This is a genomic window from Streptomyces sp. NPDC020597, assembly GCF_044335095.1.
Lineage (GTDB): Bacteria > Actinomycetota > Actinomycetes > Streptomycetales > Streptomycetaceae > Streptomyces.
Genome location: NZ_JBIRUL010000009.1, coordinates 220,027 through 236,520, shown reverse-complemented (window position 1 = coordinate 236,520; position 16,494 = coordinate 220,027). Strand labels below are relative to the sequence as shown.

Here is a 16,494-nt window from a genome sequence, read left to right as displayed (position 1 = left end):
ACCATCACCTGCCCCGGTCGTGCAGCGGCACGAACCCCGGCCGGGCCAGCGCCGCCGGCAGTTCCCCCCTCAGGCCCGTGCGCTCCGCGAGCAGCCGCAGATGCACCCCGCCCACATGCCCGACCTGTCCCTTCCCGGCCCCCGACATCGCCAGACCCCGCGCCCACTCGCTACCCTGCACGTGAAAGGTGCCCCCACCCGCTCATGACCCAGTCCTCAACAAACCGGATCATCGCAGGCCACAGGGCACCTTTTGCATGCGGTGACAGAATGTCACAGTTCATGGAATTCACGGTGAAACACCGAGGCGGGGGCGCCGAACGTCCGAGTCCAGCGGCCAGGGACTCCCCACGAACGGGCCGGGATACCCCCTTACACTCTGGCGAGACCCCGACACACCCGACCAGCCCGATGAGAGTGACCGATTTCATGAATCAGCCGACGGCGGCCGCCCCGCCCGCCCGGGCCGGCCGCCTCGACTCGCTCACCGGACTGCGTTGGTGGGCTGCCTTCGGTGTCTTCGCCCACCACATGACCAATCTGGCGCCGCTGCCGGTCTTTGAGGTGGTCGGCTTCGGCAAGTACGGAGTCACGCTCTTCTTCGTGCTCTCCGGATTTGTGCTGACCTGGTCGGCGCGGCCGGGCGTCACCGCGCCCACCTTCTACTGGCGGCGTTTCGCTCGGATCTATCCCGCGCACTTCGTGGCCCTGCTGTTCGCGATACCCGTCTTCTACAGCTACACCCCCGACCCGGCCCAGAGCTGGGTCAAGCCGGTCAGCGTCGGAATCCTTCTGCTGTCCGTCCCGCTGATCCAGGGCTGGTGGCGGGATCCGGTCCTGCTGTATTCGGGGAATCCGGCAGCATGGACGCTGACCTGCGAATTCTTCTTCTACGCTCTGTTCCCGGCGCTGCATCGCGTGTTCGCACGGCTGAGGGTGCGTGGCGCACTGGTGGCGATGACCCTCACTTTCGCTGCGGCTCTCGTCTACCGCGTCTACGTATGGTTCCAGCCGCATTCCCGGGCGGCGGAGGTGCCGCTCCCGGTGGTACGGCTGAGTGAGTTCGTCATCGGGATCGCCATCGCTCGCGCGATGCTCTCGGGCTGGCGAGTGCGCATCGCCCCCGTCTGGGCGTTCCTGGGCTCTGCCGCCCTCGCCGGCTGGCTGGTCACCACCGCGGACCGGCCGGCCGGAAACACCTTTGCCGCCTTCGTACGGGTCACGAAGGATGAGTGGATCATCTTCGCCTGTGCCGCGATGATCGCCACGATCGCCTGGCGTGACCTCGCAGGCAAACGCTCGTTGTTGCGCTGGCGTCCTCTCGTCCTCCTCGGCGAGTGGTCTTACGCGTTCTACCTCGTCCACGCGACCTTCATCTACGTCGCGCGTGACACGTTCGGGAAAGAGACGGTGAGCTGGTCGAACCTGCAGTGGTACGCGGCCCTTCTCATCATCTCGCTCGCCGGCGCCGCGGCGTTGCACTACGCCGTGGAGCGCCCGCTGGAGCGGCGGCTGCGTACCTGGTGGGACACTCGGCGACGGCCCGCGCAGGACCGTCAGGCTGTGGGGTCGCTGCACTGACCCAAGCTGCACTGGCGGCCGCACGGAGGCGACACCGTCACGCTGCGACTGCAGCGGCCCTACGGGAGCGTCGAGGTGGCCGGTCTGTGTGAGGCACCTCGACGAGTCCTGGGCGGCGATGAGCGGCCGCCGGACCAGGACCGGTCCCCGCCCTCGCCGCTGACGTTCGCCCGTCGTCTCGTCGACCCGCTTGTCGTTCACGCGCGGGACGGCCACCGCGATGGGCCCTGCAGCCTTGGTCACCTGAGCATTGCTCCTGGCAGCTGGACGCCGCACTGCGCTACCGCTCATGCACGACCGAGACGGGATCAGGCACCACCTGGACCCAGACCGGTTCCAAGGTCAACCACTACGGTGACGACGGCGACAGCCCGCGATGGGTGACCGAGGGAGTACGTCAACGGCGACCCGGTCAACCGTTACGACCTCGACGGCAGGTGGGGCTGGTTCAAGAAGAAGTGGAACAGCTTCAAGAAAAGCTCGGTGGGCCGCCACATCCGCAGGCACCGCAAGTTCTACGGCTGGGCGGCTGCGGCGGGCATCGGCGTCCTCACTGCCGGGTGCATCGCAGCGACCGCGGGAATCTGCGCCGGTGCCGGCGGCCTGATCATCCCGGCCTAATCCTCGCCGGGCGCGACGAAGGACAGCCCCTGCTCGTCTCGCAGAGACCGTACGTTGGCTACGCGGAGCCTCAGCGGCACGCTGTCCTCCGCTCCGGGCTCACCGTAGTGGCCGCGACTGACATCGGCCCGACCGGCAAACGGCTACGACCTCGCGGAACCTTTCCGTGACGCATCAGCCCGGACAGCCGATCTGGTGATCAGTCCGATCCCAGGTGCGTCGGTGCGAACATGCGCAGCAGCGCCGGGAGGACGACCACCGACGGGCCGGGCTCGGACAGGGCCTTCGCCAGGTCCGCCGCCAGGGCGGCCGGGGACGTCCGCACGCCCGGCACGCCGAAGGACTCCGCCAGCGCCGCGTAGTCCGGGCGGGCCAGCTCGGTGCCGGTGGCCGCGCCGAAGGAGTCCGTCATGTACTCGCGCAGGATGCCGTAACCGCCGTCGTCGACGATCAGCCAGGTCACGTTCAGGTCGTGCTGGCGGGCCGTGGCCAGCTCGGCGACCGAGTACAGGGCGCCGCCGTCGCCGGAGACCGCGAGCACCGGCCGGGTCGGGTCGGCCACCGCCGCGCCCAGCGCCGCGGGGAAGGCGTAGCCGAGACCGCCGGCGCCCTGCGCGGAGTGCATGTGGTTCGGGCCCTGGGCGTCGAACGCCGACCACGCCCAGTACGCCAGGATCGTCATGTCCCAGAAGGACGGGGAGTCGGCCGGCAGCGCCCTGCGCACCGACGCCAGCACCTCCTGCTCCAGGGTGAGGCCCTGGGCGGCGATGCGGTCGGCGACTTTCGCGAGCAGGTCCCGTACCCGGCCGGGCGCGCTCTCGTCCTGCCGCTCCTCCACTGTCTCCAGAAGCGCCTGCAACGCGAGCCGGGCGTCCGCGTGGATGCCCAGCGCCGGGTGGTTGGACTCCAGCTTGCCGAGGTCCGCCTCGATCTGGACGATCCGGCCGCGCGGCGTGAACGTGTGGTAGTTGGACGACAGTTCGCCGAGGCCCGAGCCGACCACCAGCAGGACGTCCGCGTCCTCCAGGAAGTCCGTGGTGTGCCGGTCCTCCAGCCAGGACTGCAGGGAGAGGGGGTGCGTCCAGGGGAACGCGCCCTTGCCTCCGGGGGTGGTGACGACGGGGGCGGTGATCTTCTCCGCGAGCTGCCGCAGCTTGCCCGACGCGTCCGCCCGGACCACTCCGCCGCCGGCGATGATCGCCGGGCGTTCGGCACGGGACAGCAGGTCGGCGGCCACGGCGGTCAGTTCGGGGCGTGGCGGCAGTTCGTCGGGGAACGCGTCGCCGCCCGTCACGACCGGGATCGACGTCCGCGCCAGCAGCACGTCCTGCGGGATCTCCACCCACACCGGGCCGTGCGGGACCGTCAGCGCGGACTTCCAGGCCGCCTCGATCGCCGACGGGATCTGCGATGCGGTGCGGGCCTGGTGGACGGACTTCACGACACCCCTGAACGAGGCCGCCTGGTCCGGGAGTTCGTGCAGATAACCGCGCCGGCCGCCGCCCAGCCCGGCCGTCGGGACCTGGCTGCTGATCGCCAGGACCGGGGCGGAGGCCGCCGCGGCCTCGTGGAGGGCGGCGAGGGAGGTGAGGGCGCCCGGGCCCGTCGACAGCAGCAGCGGCGCGGCCTCCCCGGTGATCCTGCCGTACGCGTCCGCCGCGAAGCCCGCGTTGTTCTCCATCCGCAGACCGACGTAGCGCAGTGAGGAGCGGCGCAGGGCGTCGAAGACGGCGAGCGCGTGCTGGCCGGGCAGGCCGAACACCGTCGTCGCGCCGAGCGCGGCCAGGGTCTCCACGACCAGGTCTCCGCCGGTGCGGCCGGGGGGAGGGTTCAGTGCGGCCTCCGTCTGCGCGGCGGTGGGGCGGAGCACCAGGTCGTGGTCGTGAGTCACTTCGCGCGAGCCTCGGCAATCTGTCGGGACATGATCGTGGTGAGTTCGTACGCCGTGTGGGACGCGGCCACAGACGTGATCTCCGCGTGATCGTACGCGGGGGCCACCTCGACGACGTCCGCCGAGACCAGGTTGCAGGAGGCGAGGCCGCGCAGGATCTCCAGGAGCTCGCGGGAGGTCATGCCGCCCGCCTCCGGGGTGCCGGTGCCGGGCGCGTGCGCCGGGTCGAGGCAGTCGATGTCGATGGAGATGTAGAGGGGGCGGTCGCCGATGCGCTGGCGCAGCTGGTCGGCGATCTCGTCGGCCCCGCGCCGGTAGACGTCCGCCGAGGTGACGATGCCGAAGCCCATCTTCTCGTCGTCGGTGAGGTCCTGCTTGCCGTAGAGGGGGCCGCGGGTGCCGACGTGGGACAGCGCCTCGGTGTCGAGGACGCCCTCCTCCACCGCCCGGCGGAACGGCGTGCCGTGCGTGTACTCCGCGCCGAAGTAGGTGTCCCAGGTGTCGAGGTGGGCGTCGAAGTGGAGCAGGGCCACGGGGCCGTGCTTCTTCGCGACCGAGCGCAGCAGCGGGAGCGCGATGGTGTGGTCGCCGCCCAGGGTCATCAGGCGCGCGCCGGTGCCGAGCAGGTCGTCGGCGGCCGCCTCGATCGTCTCCACGGCCTCGTGGATGTCGAACGGGTTCACCGCGATGTCGCCGCCGTCCGCGACCTGGGCGAGGGCGAACGGGGAGGCGTCCTGCGCCGGGTTGTACGGCCGCAGCAGCCGGGACGCCTCGCGGATCGCGTTGCCGCCGAAGCGGGCGCCGGGCCGGTAGGAGACGCCCGAGTCGAACGGGACGCCCACGACGGCGACGTCCGCGCGGCCGACCTCGTCGAGGCGGGGCAGCCGGGCGAAGGTGGCGGGGCCGGCGTACCGCGGGATGCGGGAGGAGTCGACGGGGCCGCGGGGCGTCTCGTTGCCGTCCATGGTCGTATGCCTTCTTTCCTACGCTTCGTCGCGTACGCACGGTTTCTCGTCCGACCCTACGGGCCGGGTCGGGGGCTCCTTCGACCCTAGGCAGTCCGGCGGCGGCTGCGAAGTGTACGTTTCATCCATCCGAAGGCTCTGGAATGGAGGAAGCGCACATGGCGTCGCCCGGGCCCAGCGCAGACCCGCCCGCCGCAGGCCCGCCCGCCGTGCCCCCGGCCGTCCCGCCCACTCCGCCCGTGCCGCTCGCCGCCCTGCTGGCCCGCGAGGATCTCGGGCTGCGGCAGATCGCCGGACCGGCCGGCGCCGGCACGGTCCTGCACGGGGCGCACTCCTCGGAGATGGCCGACCCGTACCCGTACCTGCTGGGCGGCGAGCTGCTGCTGACGGCCGGGGCGCACATCCCGGGGACGGCTGCCGCGGGCACGCACCTCGACGACTACGTGTCGCGCGTCGTGGCGGCGGGGGGCGCGGCCCTGGGCTTCGGCGTCACGCCGGTGCACGACACGGTGCCGCCGGCGCTGGTCGCCGCGTGCGAGACGCACGGGCTGCCGCTCCTGGAGGTGCCCCCGCAGACCACGTTCGCGGCCGTCGCCCGTGCCGTCTGGCAGCTGATCGAGCGCGCCCGCACGGCCGAACTGCGCCGGGTGACCGAAGCCCAGCAGAGCCTCGCGGCCGCCGCCGCACGCCCGGACCCGGTCCCGTCCGTGCTGCGGCAGCTCGCCCGGCGGGTCGGCGGTCGCGCGGTGCTGTACGGCCCGGAGGGCGCGGAGATCGCCGGGGCGGGCAGCCCGTCCGAGGCGGACGACCCGCTCTCCGCGCTCGCCCGTCTGCTCCTCTCCCGCGCCGCCACGCCCGCCGCGCAGACCGCCGCCCCGCCCTCGGCCGCCCCTCCGGCCACCGCCGGCGACACCACTCCGGCCGGCGTCCACCTGTCCGCCTACGCGCTCGGCGCCGGGCGGGGCTTCGTGCTGGGCGTGGCGGCGCCCCGGCGCGGTCCCGGCGACCACACCATCGCCTCCGTCGCCGCCGTGCTGCTCTCCCTGCTCACCGGCGAGCAGCAGAGCGGGTCGGGAGCGGCACGCTCCTCGGCGCTGGTACGGCTGCTGCTGGGCGGCGCGCCCGAGGAGGTGGCGCCGCTGCTGGGCGGGGAGCGGTGGCTCGTCGTGCACGGGCGGCCGCAGGGCGGGCGCACTCCCGACCCGTTGGCGGCCTCCGCGTTCGGCGCGGGGCTGGGTTCGCCGCTGGTAGATCTCGGCGAGGACGTCGTGCGGGTCCTCGTGCCCGCGGGCCGTCCGCCGCGGCCGCAGCCGGGCTGGGTCCTCGGCGTCAGCGCGGACACCACTCCGGCCGGCTGGCCGGCCGCCGACGCGCAGGCGGCCCGCGCCCTGGGCCGGGCCCTGGCCGCCCGCACGGCCCTGGTGCGTCACGGCTCGGGGGCCGGCCTGCTGGACCTGGTGCCCGCGGACGAGGCCCGGGACCACGCGCGCGCCCTGCTCGCCCCGCTCGCCGGGCGGGCGGCCCTCGTCGAGACGCTGCGCGCCTGGCTCTCCCTGCACGGCGGTTGGGACCGGACGGCGGTCGCCCTGGCCGTGCACCGCAACACCGTGCGGCAGCGGATCGCCCGTTGCGCCGCGCTGCTCGACGCCGACCTGGACGATCCCGACGTCCGGATGGAGCTGTGGTTCGCGCTGAAACAGGACTGACCGGGAGCGACCAGGACCGATCAGGGCCGCCCAAAGGCCTGCACAGGGGGCGTGACGCGTGTCCCAGCGGGGGGAACGGCCGGGACGCCCACAGCGCGCTGCCCCACAATGGAGACCATGCCGATATCCGCGACGCCCAGCCGCGTCGAACTCGTCGACCACCTCGTCAGAACGCGTATCGCCGGGGACGTCGCCACCCCGCGCGAGAACAACCTCTCGCACTACCGCCAACTCGCCAACGGCGTGCGCAACTTCTGGCTGGGCCTGGAACTCGGCGACCGCTGGACCGACGAGCAGGACGTGCTCGCGGTGATGGCGGAGCGGGTGGGCGTCAACGACGATCCCGAGTACCGCTACGGCCAGGACACCATCGACCCCGAGCTGACGGTCGACGGCCTGAACCGGATGGCGGCCCGGCTGCGCAAGGCGGCCGAGGGCCGGCAGCGGGTGCTGTTCGCCACCGGCCACCCGGGCGGCCTGCTGGACGTGCACCGCGCGACCGCGGCGGCCCTGCGCGCGGCGGGCTGCGAGATCGTCGTCATCCCGCCGGGTCTGCAGACCGACGAGGGGTACGTCTGGCAGGTCGCCGACGTGGCGGTGCTCGAACACGGGGCGACGCTGTGGCACACCCATTCGGGTGAGCCGATGAAGGCGATCCTGACGGCGCTGGAGCGCGCGGGGCGCCCGCTGCCGGACCTGGTCGTCGCCGACCACGGCTGGGCGGGATACGCCGGCCGGCACGGCGTGGACTCCGTCGGCTACGCCGACTGCAACGACCCGGCGCTGTTCATCGGCGAGGCGGAGGGCGTCGTCCAGGTGGCGGTCCCCCTGGACGACCACGTCGTCAGCCCGCGCCACTACGACCCGATGGTCGCCTACCTGCTCGCGGAGGCGGGCCTGTAGGACAGGGGGTCACCGGCGGGGAGTCACGGGCGGAGGTTCAGGACGGGGGCTCAGTCCGCCCGGGGGACGCGGACCACGCCCTCCTGGATCACCGACACCGCGAGCCGGCCGTCCTGCGTGTAGATGCGGGCCTGGCCGAGGCCGCGGCCGCCGTGCGCGGAGGGCGACTCCTGGTCGTACAGGAGCCATTCGTCGGCGCGGAACGGACGGTGGAACCACATCGCGTGGTCCAGGGACGCGCCCACCACGTCCCCCACGGCCCAGCCGCCGCGCCCGTGCGCGAGCAGCACCGAGTCGAGCAGGGTCATGTCGGAGACGTAGGTGGCGAGGACGACGTGCAGCAGGGGGTCGTCCGCGAGCTTGCCGTTGGTGCGGAACCACACCTGGGAGCGCGGTTCGCGCGGCTCGCCGAACTTCCCGTACGGCGGCTCGTCGACGTAGCGCAGGTCGATCGCCTCGCGGCTCTCCAGGAACCGCTCGACGACCGCCGGGTCGAGATGGTCGTAGCCGCCCATCCGCTCCCGGGAGGTGGGCAGCTCCTCCGGGTCCGGCGAGGCCGGCTTCGGCGTCTGGTGGTCGAGGCCTTCCTCGTACGCCTGGAAGGACGCCGACAGCGAGAAGATCGGCCGGCCGTGCTGGACGGCGACCACCCGGCGGGTGGTGAAGGAACGGCCGTCCCGGATGCGCTCTACGTCGTAGACGATGGGCGCCCCGGGGTCCCCCATACGCAGGAAGTACGCGTGGAGGGAGTGTGCGGGCCGGTCCTGCGGGACCGTCCGCCCGGCGGCGACCAGCGCCTGGGCCGCCACCTGTCCGCCGAACACGCGCGGGACGACGGCGGAGCGGGAGCGGCCGCGGAAGATGTTCTCCTCGATCTGTTCCAGGTCGAGCAGATCGAGGAGATCCTGCAGTGCGTGGTTCATGGCGTCCAGTCGTACCGGGCAGAGGTCGCCGGGACCCTACAGACCCATGTCCTTGGCGATGATCGACTTCATGATCTCGCTGGTGCCGCCGTAGATGCGGTTGACGCGGTTGTCCGCGTACAGGCGGGCGATCGGGTACTCGTTCATGAAGCCGTAGCCGCCGTGCAGCTGGAGGCAGCGGTCGATGACGCGGTGGGCGACCTCGGTGCAGAACAGCTTGGCGCTGGCGGCCTCGGCCGGCGTCAGCTCACCGGCGTCCAGCGCCTCCGTGGCGCGGTCGGCGACGGCCTCGGCCGCGTCCACCTCGGCCTGGCAGGCGGCCAGCTCGAACTTGGTGTTCTGGAAGTGCGCGACCGGCTTGCCGAAGACGGTGCGCTCCTGCACGTACTGCTTGGCGAACCGGACGGCGGCCTTGGCCTGCGCGTACGCGCCGTAGGCGATGCCCCAGCGCTCGGAGGCCAGGTTGTGGCCGAGGTAGTAGAAGCCCTTGTTCTCCTCGCCGAGGAGGTTCTCCACGGGCACCTTGACGTCGACGAACGCCAGCTCGGCGGTGTCGGAGGTCTTCAGGCCGAGCTTGTCCAGCTTGCGGCCGATCGAGTAGCCCTCGGACTTGGTGTCCACCACGAGGAGCGATATGCCGTGCCGGCGGTCCTCGGCGCTGGGCGCGTCGGTCCGGGCGCAGACGATCATCTGGTCGGCGTGGACGCCGCCGGTGATGAAGGTCTTGGAGCCGTTGAGGACGTAGTGCGTGCCGTCCTCGCTCAACTTGGCGGTGGTCTTCATGCCCGCGAGGTCGGAGCCGGTGCCCGGCTCGGTCATCGCGATCGCCCACATCTCCTCGCCGGAGACGAACTTCGGCAGGTAGCGCTTCTTCTGCTCGTCGTTGGCGAGCAGCTTGATGTACGGCAGACCGAGCAGGACGTGCACGCCGGAGCCGCCGAACGTGATGCCCGCGCGGGCCGTCTCCTCGTACAGGACCGCCTCGAACTTGTACGAGTCGATGCCGGCGCCGCCGTACTCCTCGTCGACGCGGATGCCGAAGACGCCCAGCTCGGCGAGCTTGTAGTAGAAGTCGCGCGGCGCCTGGCCGGCCGCGAACCACTCGTCGTAGACCGGGACGACCTCGGCCTCGATGAAGGCCCGGAGAGTCTCCCGGAACGCCTCGTGGTCCTCGTTGAACACCGTACGGCGCACCGCCGGCCCCTCTCTGCGCCTAAGCCGGCGCCGCTCTCGCGGATCTGGTTGCTCGCCGTGGGGGTTCCTCAATCAGTGGTTGCGGCTTCCTACGGCTAAGCGCTCGCTCAGAAGCCACCGTACCGGCGGGTAGGGAACAGCGTCCAGACCTCCCGGGGCCCGGCGCCCGTAACGCTCGTCACTCCGCTCCCGCCGCCGCGAACGCGCCGCGGGCCATGCGGTGCAGCAGCTCGGCCGTGGCCGCGCGGCCCGGGAGGGAACCCGGGCGGCCGAGGTGCGGGGTGGAGTTCAGCAGGCCGAAGACCGAGTGGACCGCGGAGCGGGCCGCGGGCTCGGCGAGGTCCGGGTAGAGCGCGCGCAGCGCCTCCACCCACAGCTCGACGTACTGCCGCTGGAGCTGGCGGACCAGCTTGCGGTCGCTGTCGCGCAGGCGGTCCAGCTCCCGGTCGTGCAGGGTGATCAGGGGACGGTCGTCGATCGCGAAGTCGATGTGCCCTTCGATGAGCGAGTCAAGGACCGTCTCCGCCGGGTCGCCGCCCGCCTCCGCCAGACGGCGCCTGGCGCCGGTCAGCAGCTGCCCGCTGATGCCCACCAGCAGTTCCGCGAGCATCGCGTCCTTGCCGGGGAAGTGCCGGTACAGACCGGGGCCGCTGATGCCGACCGCGGCGCCTATCTCGTCGACCCCGACGCCGTGGAAGCCGCGCTCGGCGAACAGCCGCGCGGCCTCCCTGAGGATCTGCTCGCGCCGGGTGGGCGCGTCGGTTCTCGTGGCCATGGGAGCAATTCTAGACAGGGAGGTTAGCGGTCGTTAACCTGGAGGAAATGGTTAACGCTCATTAACAGTCGATCACTGGCGTGAGGGGACCGCGAGAATGGAAGAGGCACCGGAGCTGACGAGCGCGGGCGATCCCGCGTCGGAGGCCTGGCGGGCCAACGAGGAGGCGCATCGCGCACTCGCCGAGGAGCTGCGCGGGAAGCTGGCCGCGGCCCGGCTGGGAGGCGGTGAGAAGGCGCGGGCCCGGCACACCGCGCGCGGCAAGCTGCTGCCCCGGGACCGGGTCGACACCCTCCTGGACCCGGGGTCGCCCTTCCTCGAGCTCGCCCCCCTCGCCGCCGACGGGATGTACGACGGGCAGGCCCCGGCTGCCGGCGTCATCGCCGGGATCGGGCGGGTGAGCGGGCGCGAGTGCGTGATCGTGGCGAACGACGCCACTGTCAAGGGCGGCACCTACTACCCGATGACGGTGAAGAAGCATCTGCGCGCCCAGGAGGTGGCGCTGGAGAACCGCCTGCCCTGCCTGTACCTGGTGGACTCCGGCGGGGCGTTCCTGCCGATGCAGGACGAGGTGTTCCCCGACCGTGAGCACTTCGGGCGGATCTTCTACAACCAGGCCCGGATGTCGGGGGCCGGCATCCCGCAGATCGCGGCGGTCCTCGGGTCCTGCACGGCCGGCGGGGCGTACGTGCCGGCCATGAGCGACGAGGCGGTCATCGTGCGTGAGCAGGGGACGATCTTCCTGGGCGGCCCGCCGCTGGTGAAGGCGGCCACCGGCGAGGTCGTCACCGCGGAGGAGCTGGGCGGCGGCGAGGTGCACTCCCGGGTCTCCGGCGTGACCGACCATCTCGCGGAGGACGACGCGCACGCGCTGCGGATCGTGCGGAACATCGTCGCCACGCTCCCCGCGCGCGGTCCCCTGCCCTGGCAGGTGCGGCCCTCCGTCGAGCCCAAGGTCGACCCCCACGGGCTGACCGGGGCCGTGCCGGTCGACTCGCGCACCCCCTACGACGTGCGCGAGGTCATCGCGCGCGTGGTGGACGGATCGCGCTTCGCGGAGTTCAAGTCCGAGTTCGGGCAGACCCTCGTCACCGGGTTCGCCCGGATCCACGGCCATCCGGTCGGGATCGTCGCCAACAACGGCATCCTGTTCTCGGAGTCCGCGCAGAAGGGCGCCCACTTCATCGAGCTGTGCGACCAGCGCGGGATCCCGCTGGTGTTCCTGCAGAACATCTCCGGCTTCATGGTCGGCAAGGACTACGAGGCCGGGGGCATCGCCAAGCACGGCGCCAAGATGGTGACGGCGGTGGCGTGCACGCGCGTGCCGAAGCTGACGGTCGTCGTCGGCGGTTCGTACGGCGCGGGCAACTACTCCATGTGCGGCCGGGCGTACTCGCCCCGCTTCCTGTGGATGTGGCCCAACGCCAAGATCTCCGTCATGGGCGGCGAGCAGGCCGCCTCCGTTCTCGCGACCGTCAAGCGCGACCAGCTGGAGGCCGGCGGCCAGGAGTGGCCCACGGCGGACGAAGAGGCGTTCAAGGACCCGATCCGCGCGCAGTACGAGCGGCAGGGCAACGCCTACTACGCGACCGCCCGGCTGTGGGACGACGGGGTCATCGAACCGCAGGAGACCCGGCAGGTGCTGGGCCTGGCCCTGACGGCCTGCGCCAACGCGCCGCTGGGCGAGCCCCGGTTCGGCGTCTTCCGGATGTGAGGAGGGGACTTCATGTTTGACACAGTGCTCGTGGCCAACCGGGGCGAGATCGCCGTCCGCGTCATCCGCACGCTGCGCGCCATGGGCGTGCGCTCGGTGGCGGTCTTCTCCGACGCCGACGCGGACGCCCGGCACGTCCGGGAGGCGGACACGGCCGTACGGATCGGCCCGCCGCCCGCCGCCGACAGCTATCTCTCGGTCGAGCGGCTGCTGGAGGCGGCCGCGCGGACCGGCGCCCAGGCCGTCCACCCGGGCTACGGCTTCCTGGCCGAGAACGCCGGCTTCGCGCGCGCCTGCGAAGACGCCGGGCTGGTCTTCATCGGGCCGCCCGCGGAAGCCATCGCCCTGATGGGCGACAAGATCCGGGCCAAGGCCACCGTGCGCGAGGCCGGGGTCCCGGTGGTGCCGGGATCCAGCGGCAGCGGCCTGACGGACGACCAGCTCGTCGCCGCCGCCCACGAGATCGGCGTGCCCGTGCTGCTGAAGCCCAGCGCGGGCGGCGGCGGCAAGGGCATGCGGCTGGTGCGGGACACCGCGGCGCTGGCCGAGGAGATCGCGGCCGCCCGCCGCGAGGCCCGCGCCTCCTTCGGCGACGACACGCTCCTCGTCGAGCGGTGGATCGACCGCCCCCGGCACATCGAGATCCAGGTCCTCGCCGACGGCCACGGGAACGTGGTCCACCTCGGCGAGCGCGAGTGCTCACTCCAGCGCCGGCACCAGAAGATCGTCGAGGAGGCGCCGAGCGTCCTGCTCGACGAGGCCACGCGCGCGTCGATGGGCGAGGCGGCCGTGCAGGCGGCGCGCTCGTGCGGCTACCGGGGCGCGGGCACGGTGGAGTTCATCGTGCCGGGCGACGACCCGTCGGCGTACTACTTCATGGAGATGAACACCCGCCTCCAGGTGGAGCACCCGGTCACCGAGCTGGTCACCGGCCTCGACCTGGTGGAGTGGCAGCTGCGGGCGGCGGCGGGCGAGCCGCTCTCCTTCGGCCAGCAGGACGTCCGGCTGACCGGGCACGCGGTGGAGGCGCGGATCTGCGCCGAGGACCCCGCGCGCGGGTTCCTGCCGTCCGGCGGCACGGTGCTCAGGCTGCGCGAGCCGCAGGGCGACGGCGTGCGCACCGACTCCGGGCTCAGCGAGGGCGCCGAGGTCGGCAGCCTCTACGACCCGATGCTGTCCAAGGTGATCGCCTACGGCCCGGACCGGGAGACCGCGCTGCGCAAGCTGCGTGCGGCCCTCGCGGAGACGGTCACGCTGGGCGTGCAGACGAACGCCGGGTTCCTGCGGCGGCTGCTGGCGCATCCGGCGGTGGTGGCGGGCGATCTGGACACCGGGCTGGTGGAGCGGGAGGCGGAGTCGCTCGTCCGCACCGACGTGCCCGAAGCGGTGTACGAGGCCGCGGCGGCCGTACGGCTCGACGCCCTGCGCCCCCCGGCCGGGGACGGCTGGGTCGACCCGTTCTCGGTGCCCGACGGCTGGCGGCTGGGCGGCGCCGCCCGGCCCCCCGCCTTCCACCTGCGCGTCACCGACCCGGTGGCGCACACCCCGCGCGGCACGCATTCCGTCACCGGCGAGAGGGTGTCGGTGACGCTGGACGGCGTCCGGCACACCTTCCACCGCGCCGCCGACTGGATCGGCCGCGACGGCGACGCCTGGCATGTGCGCGACCACGACCCGGTCGCCGCCTCGCTCACCGGCGCCGCCCGCGCGGGCGCGGACTCGCTCACCGCTCCCATGCCGGGCACGGTGACGGTCGTCAAGGTGGCCGTCGGCGACGAGGTGGCCGCCGGCCAGAGCCTGCTGGTGGTGGAGGCGATGAAGATGGAGCACGTCATCTCCGCCCCGCACGCCGGCACGGTCGCCGAGCTCGACGTGTCGCCGGGCTCGACGGTCGCCATGGACCAGGTGCTCGCCGTCATCGCCCCGACGGCCGGCGCGGCCGCCGCCCCGGTGAAGGAGGACCGATGACACTCCCCATGGTCGTGCCGGACCCGGACCTGCCGGCCCGGGTGCGCGTCCACGAGGTCGGCGCACGCGACGGTCTGCAGAACGAGAAGACGACCGTGCCGACGGCCGTCAAGGCCGAGTTCGTGCACCGGCTCGCCGGCGCGGGCCTCACCACCATCGAGGCCACCAGCTTCGTCCACCCGAAGTGGGTGCCCCAACTCGCGGACGCCGAGCAGCTGTTCCCGCTGCTGAGCGATGTCGACGCGGCCCTGCCGGTGCTCGTGCCGAACGAGCGCGGACTCGACCGCGCGCTCGCCCTGGGCGCCCGCCGGGTCGCCGTCTTCGCCAGCGCCACCGAGTCCTTCGCCAAGGCCAACCTCAACCGCACGGTGGACGAGGCACTGGCCATGTTCGAACCGGTGGTGGCCCGCGCCAGGGCCGAGGGCGTGCACGTGCGCGGCTATCTCTCCATGTGCTTCGGCGACCCGTGGGAGGGCGCGGTGCCGGTCGACCAGGTCGTGCGGGTCTGCCGTGCCCTGCTCGACCAGGGCTGCGACGAGCTGAGCCTGGGCGACACCATCGGGGTCGCCACCCCGGGCCACGTCGGGGCGCTGCTGACCGCGCTGAACGAACAGGGCGTTCCCACGGGCGCGTTGGGCGTGCACTTCCACGACACCTACGGTCAGGCGCTCGCCAACACCCTCGCCGCGCTCCGGCACGGCGTCACCACCGTCGACGCGTCGGCGGGCGGTCTCGGCGGCTGTCCGTACGCCAAGTCCGCCACCGGCAACCTCGCCACCGAAGACCTCGTGTGGATGCTGCAGGGCCTCGGCATCGACACCGGGGTCGACCTCGGCCGTCTCGTCGCCACGAGCGAGTGGATGGCCGGCCACCTGGGCCGACCCAGCCCGTCCCGCACCGTACGAGCCCTCGGGCACACGACACAGCCCCACAAGGAGCAGTGACCCCGTCATGGACCACCGTCTCTCCCCCGAACTCGAAGAGCTCCGCCGCACCGTAGAGGAGTTCGCGCACGACGTCGTCGCGCCCAAGATCGGCGACTTCTACGAGCGGCACGAGTTCCCGTACGAGATCGTCCGCGAGATGGGCCGTATGGGCCTGTTCGGGCTGCCGTTCCCGGAGGAGCACGGCGGCATGGGCGGCGACTACCTGGCCCTCGGCCTCGTGCTGGAGGAACTGGCGCGGGTCGACTCGTCGGTCGCGATCACCCTGGAGGCGGGCGTCTCGCTGGGCGCCATGCCGATCCATCTCTTCGGGACGCCGGAGCAGAAGCGGGAGTGGCTGCCGCGCCTGTGCTCCGGCGAGATCCTGGGCGCGTTCGGGCTGACCGAGCCGGACGGCGGCTCGGACGCGGGCGCGACGCGCACGACGGCCCGCCTCGACCCCGACACGGACGAGTGGGTCATCAACGGTTCCAAGTGCTTCATCACCAACTCGGGCACGGACGTCACCGGGCTGGTCACCGTCACGGCGGTGACGGGGCGCAAGCCCGACGGCAAGCCGCTGATCTCGGCGATCATCGTGCCGTCCGGCACCCCGGGCTTCACGGTCGCGGCGCCCTACTCGAAGGTCGGCTGGAACGCCTCCGACACCCGTGAGCTGTCCTTCTCCGACGTGCGCGTGCCGGCGGCGAACCTGCTGGGCGAGGAGGGGCGCGGGTACGCGCAGTTCCTGCGGATCCTCGACGAGGGGCGCATCGCCATCGCGGCGCTGGCCACCGGGCTCGCGCAGGGCTGTGTGGACGAGTCGGTGAAGTACGCGAAGCAACGGCATGCGTTCGGCCGTCCGATCGGCGCCAACCAGGCCGTCCAGTTCAAGATCGCCGACATGGAGATGAAGGCCCACACGGCCCGCCTCGCCTGGCGGGACGCGGCCTCACGGCTGGTGGCCGGCGAGCCCTTCAAGAAGGAGGCCGCGCTGGCGAAGCTGTACTCGTCGACGATCGCCGTCGACAACGCCCGCGACGCCACCCAGGTGCACGGCGGGTACGGCTTCATGAACGAGTACCCGGTGGCCCGGATGTGGCGCGACTCCAAGATCCTGGAGATCGGCGAGGGCACGAGCGAGGTCCAGCGGATGCTGATCGCCCGCGAGTTGGGCCTGACGGGCTGATCCGGCGGGGGCCGCCCCCGGGTGCCGCGACGCGTTCGGAGTTGGCCAGAAGCGGCCCCGCACTCCGCGCCCCGCGCGCTCCCACGTCGGACAACTCCCCTGCCGCGGCGGCCTCGTGGACATACCACGAGGCCGCCGCGG

General features: G+C 72.5%; 14 protein-coding genes. 8 read left to right on the top strand and 6 right to left on the bottom strand.

Going from position 1 to position 16,494, the window contains the following annotated elements:
• Positions 1-4: 4 nt before the first annotated feature.
• Positions 5-181 carry a hypothetical protein gene (locus ACH4ZA_RS18525; RefSeq protein WP_398430352.1) on the bottom strand — a complete coding sequence of 59 codons (177 nt, stop codon included), beginning with the start codon at positions 179-181 and terminating at the stop codon, positions 5-7.
• Positions 182-429: 248 nt separating this feature from the next.
• Between ACH4ZA_RS18525 and ACH4ZA_RS18520 the strand changes: the two genes are divergently transcribed.
• Both ACH4ZA_RS18520 and ACH4ZA_RS18515 read left to right on the top strand, forming a co-directional pair.
• Positions 430-1,581, top strand: a complete 1,152-nt coding sequence (locus tag ACH4ZA_RS18520; RefSeq protein WP_398430350.1) for an acyltransferase family protein — start codon at positions 430-432, stop codon at positions 1,579-1,581.
• A gap of 483 nt (positions 1,582-2,064) precedes the next feature.
• The gene (locus ACH4ZA_RS18515) at positions 2,065-2,202 is read left to right on the top strand and encodes a hypothetical protein (protein ID WP_398430348.1); all 138 of its coding nucleotides are present in this window, start codon (positions 2,065-2,067) and stop codon (positions 2,200-2,202) included.
• A 199-nt stretch (positions 2,203-2,401) separates the two neighbouring features.
• Here ACH4ZA_RS18515 and ACH4ZA_RS18510 read toward each other — a convergent pair whose 3' ends face one another.
• Both ACH4ZA_RS18510 and speB read right to left on the bottom strand, forming a co-directional pair.
• Positions 2,402-4,093 (bottom strand): thiamine pyrophosphate-binding protein, encoded by a 1,692-nt coding sequence (locus ACH4ZA_RS18510; protein ID WP_319282393.1) that lies wholly within the window; start codon positions 4,091-4,093, stop codon positions 2,402-2,404.
• Positions 4,090-5,058, bottom strand: coding sequence for an agmatinase (speB, locus tag ACH4ZA_RS18505; protein ID WP_319193723.1), 969 nt, complete (start codon positions 5,056-5,058; stop codon positions 4,090-4,092). The genes ACH4ZA_RS18510 and speB overlap by 4 nt, the downstream gene beginning before the upstream one ends.
• 158 nt (positions 5,059-5,216) lie before the next feature.
• On the opposite strand from speB, the gene ACH4ZA_RS18500 reads away from it, so the two are divergent.
• Together ACH4ZA_RS18500 and ACH4ZA_RS18495 are read left to right on the top strand one after the other, a co-directional pair.
• Positions 5,217-6,764: a PucR family transcriptional regulator ligand-binding domain-containing protein gene (locus ACH4ZA_RS18500; protein WP_398430345.1), complete on the top strand. Its 1,548-nt coding sequence runs from the start codon at positions 5,217-5,219 to the stop codon at positions 6,762-6,764.
• Between the two features lie 117 nt (positions 6,765-6,881).
• Positions 6,882-7,667 (top strand): phosphatase, encoded by a 786-nt coding sequence (locus tag ACH4ZA_RS18495; RefSeq protein WP_319276524.1) that lies wholly within the window; start codon positions 6,882-6,884, stop codon positions 7,665-7,667.
• A 50-nt stretch (positions 7,668-7,717) separates the two neighbouring features.
• Here ACH4ZA_RS18495 and tesB read toward each other — a convergent pair whose 3' ends face one another.
• The 3 genes from tesB to ACH4ZA_RS18480 all read right to left on the bottom strand — a co-directional run bounded on the left by tesB (position 7,718) and on the right by ACH4ZA_RS18480 (position 10,559).
• Positions 7,718-8,590 carry an acyl-CoA thioesterase II gene (gene tesB, locus ACH4ZA_RS18490; RefSeq protein WP_398430343.1) on the bottom strand — a complete coding sequence of 291 codons (873 nt, stop codon included), beginning with the start codon at positions 8,588-8,590 and terminating at the stop codon, positions 7,718-7,720.
• 36 nt (positions 8,591-8,626) lie between these two features.
• Positions 8,627-9,784 carry an acyl-CoA dehydrogenase family protein gene (locus tag ACH4ZA_RS18485; RefSeq protein WP_319276522.1) on the bottom strand — a complete coding sequence of 386 codons (1,158 nt, stop codon included), beginning with the start codon at positions 9,782-9,784 and terminating at the stop codon, positions 8,627-8,629.
• 178 nt (positions 9,785-9,962) lie between these two features.
• Positions 9,963-10,559, bottom strand: a complete 597-nt coding sequence (locus tag ACH4ZA_RS18480; protein WP_398430341.1) for a TetR/AcrR family transcriptional regulator — start codon at positions 10,557-10,559, stop codon at positions 9,963-9,965.
• 97 nt (positions 10,560-10,656) lie between these two features.
• Here ACH4ZA_RS18480 and ACH4ZA_RS18475 point away from each other — a divergent pair, with 97 nt between their 5' ends.
• Genes ACH4ZA_RS18475 through ACH4ZA_RS18460 form a run of 4 tightly spaced genes read left to right on the top strand, consistent with a single transcriptional unit; the run spans position 10,657 to position 16,353 of the window.
• A complete protein-coding gene (locus ACH4ZA_RS18475) occupies positions 10,657-12,273 on the top strand; it encodes a carboxyl transferase domain-containing protein (protein WP_319276513.1) in 1,617 nt (538 codons plus the stop codon).
• Between the two features lie 12 nt (positions 12,274-12,285).
• Positions 12,286-14,241, top strand: coding sequence for an acetyl/propionyl/methylcrotonyl-CoA carboxylase subunit alpha (locus ACH4ZA_RS18470; RefSeq protein ID WP_319276511.1), 1,956 nt, complete (start codon positions 12,286-12,288; stop codon positions 14,239-14,241).
• Positions 14,238-15,185, top strand: a complete 948-nt coding sequence (locus tag ACH4ZA_RS18465; protein ID WP_319276510.1) for a hydroxymethylglutaryl-CoA lyase — start codon at positions 14,238-14,240, stop codon at positions 15,183-15,185. Before ACH4ZA_RS18470 ends, ACH4ZA_RS18465 begins: the two co-directional genes overlap by 4 nt.
• Before the next feature lie 7 nt (positions 15,186-15,192).
• Positions 15,193-16,353, top strand: a complete 1,161-nt coding sequence (locus tag ACH4ZA_RS18460; protein WP_319276509.1) for an acyl-CoA dehydrogenase family protein — start codon at positions 15,193-15,195, stop codon at positions 16,351-16,353.
• Positions 16,354-16,494: the final 141 nt, after the last annotated feature.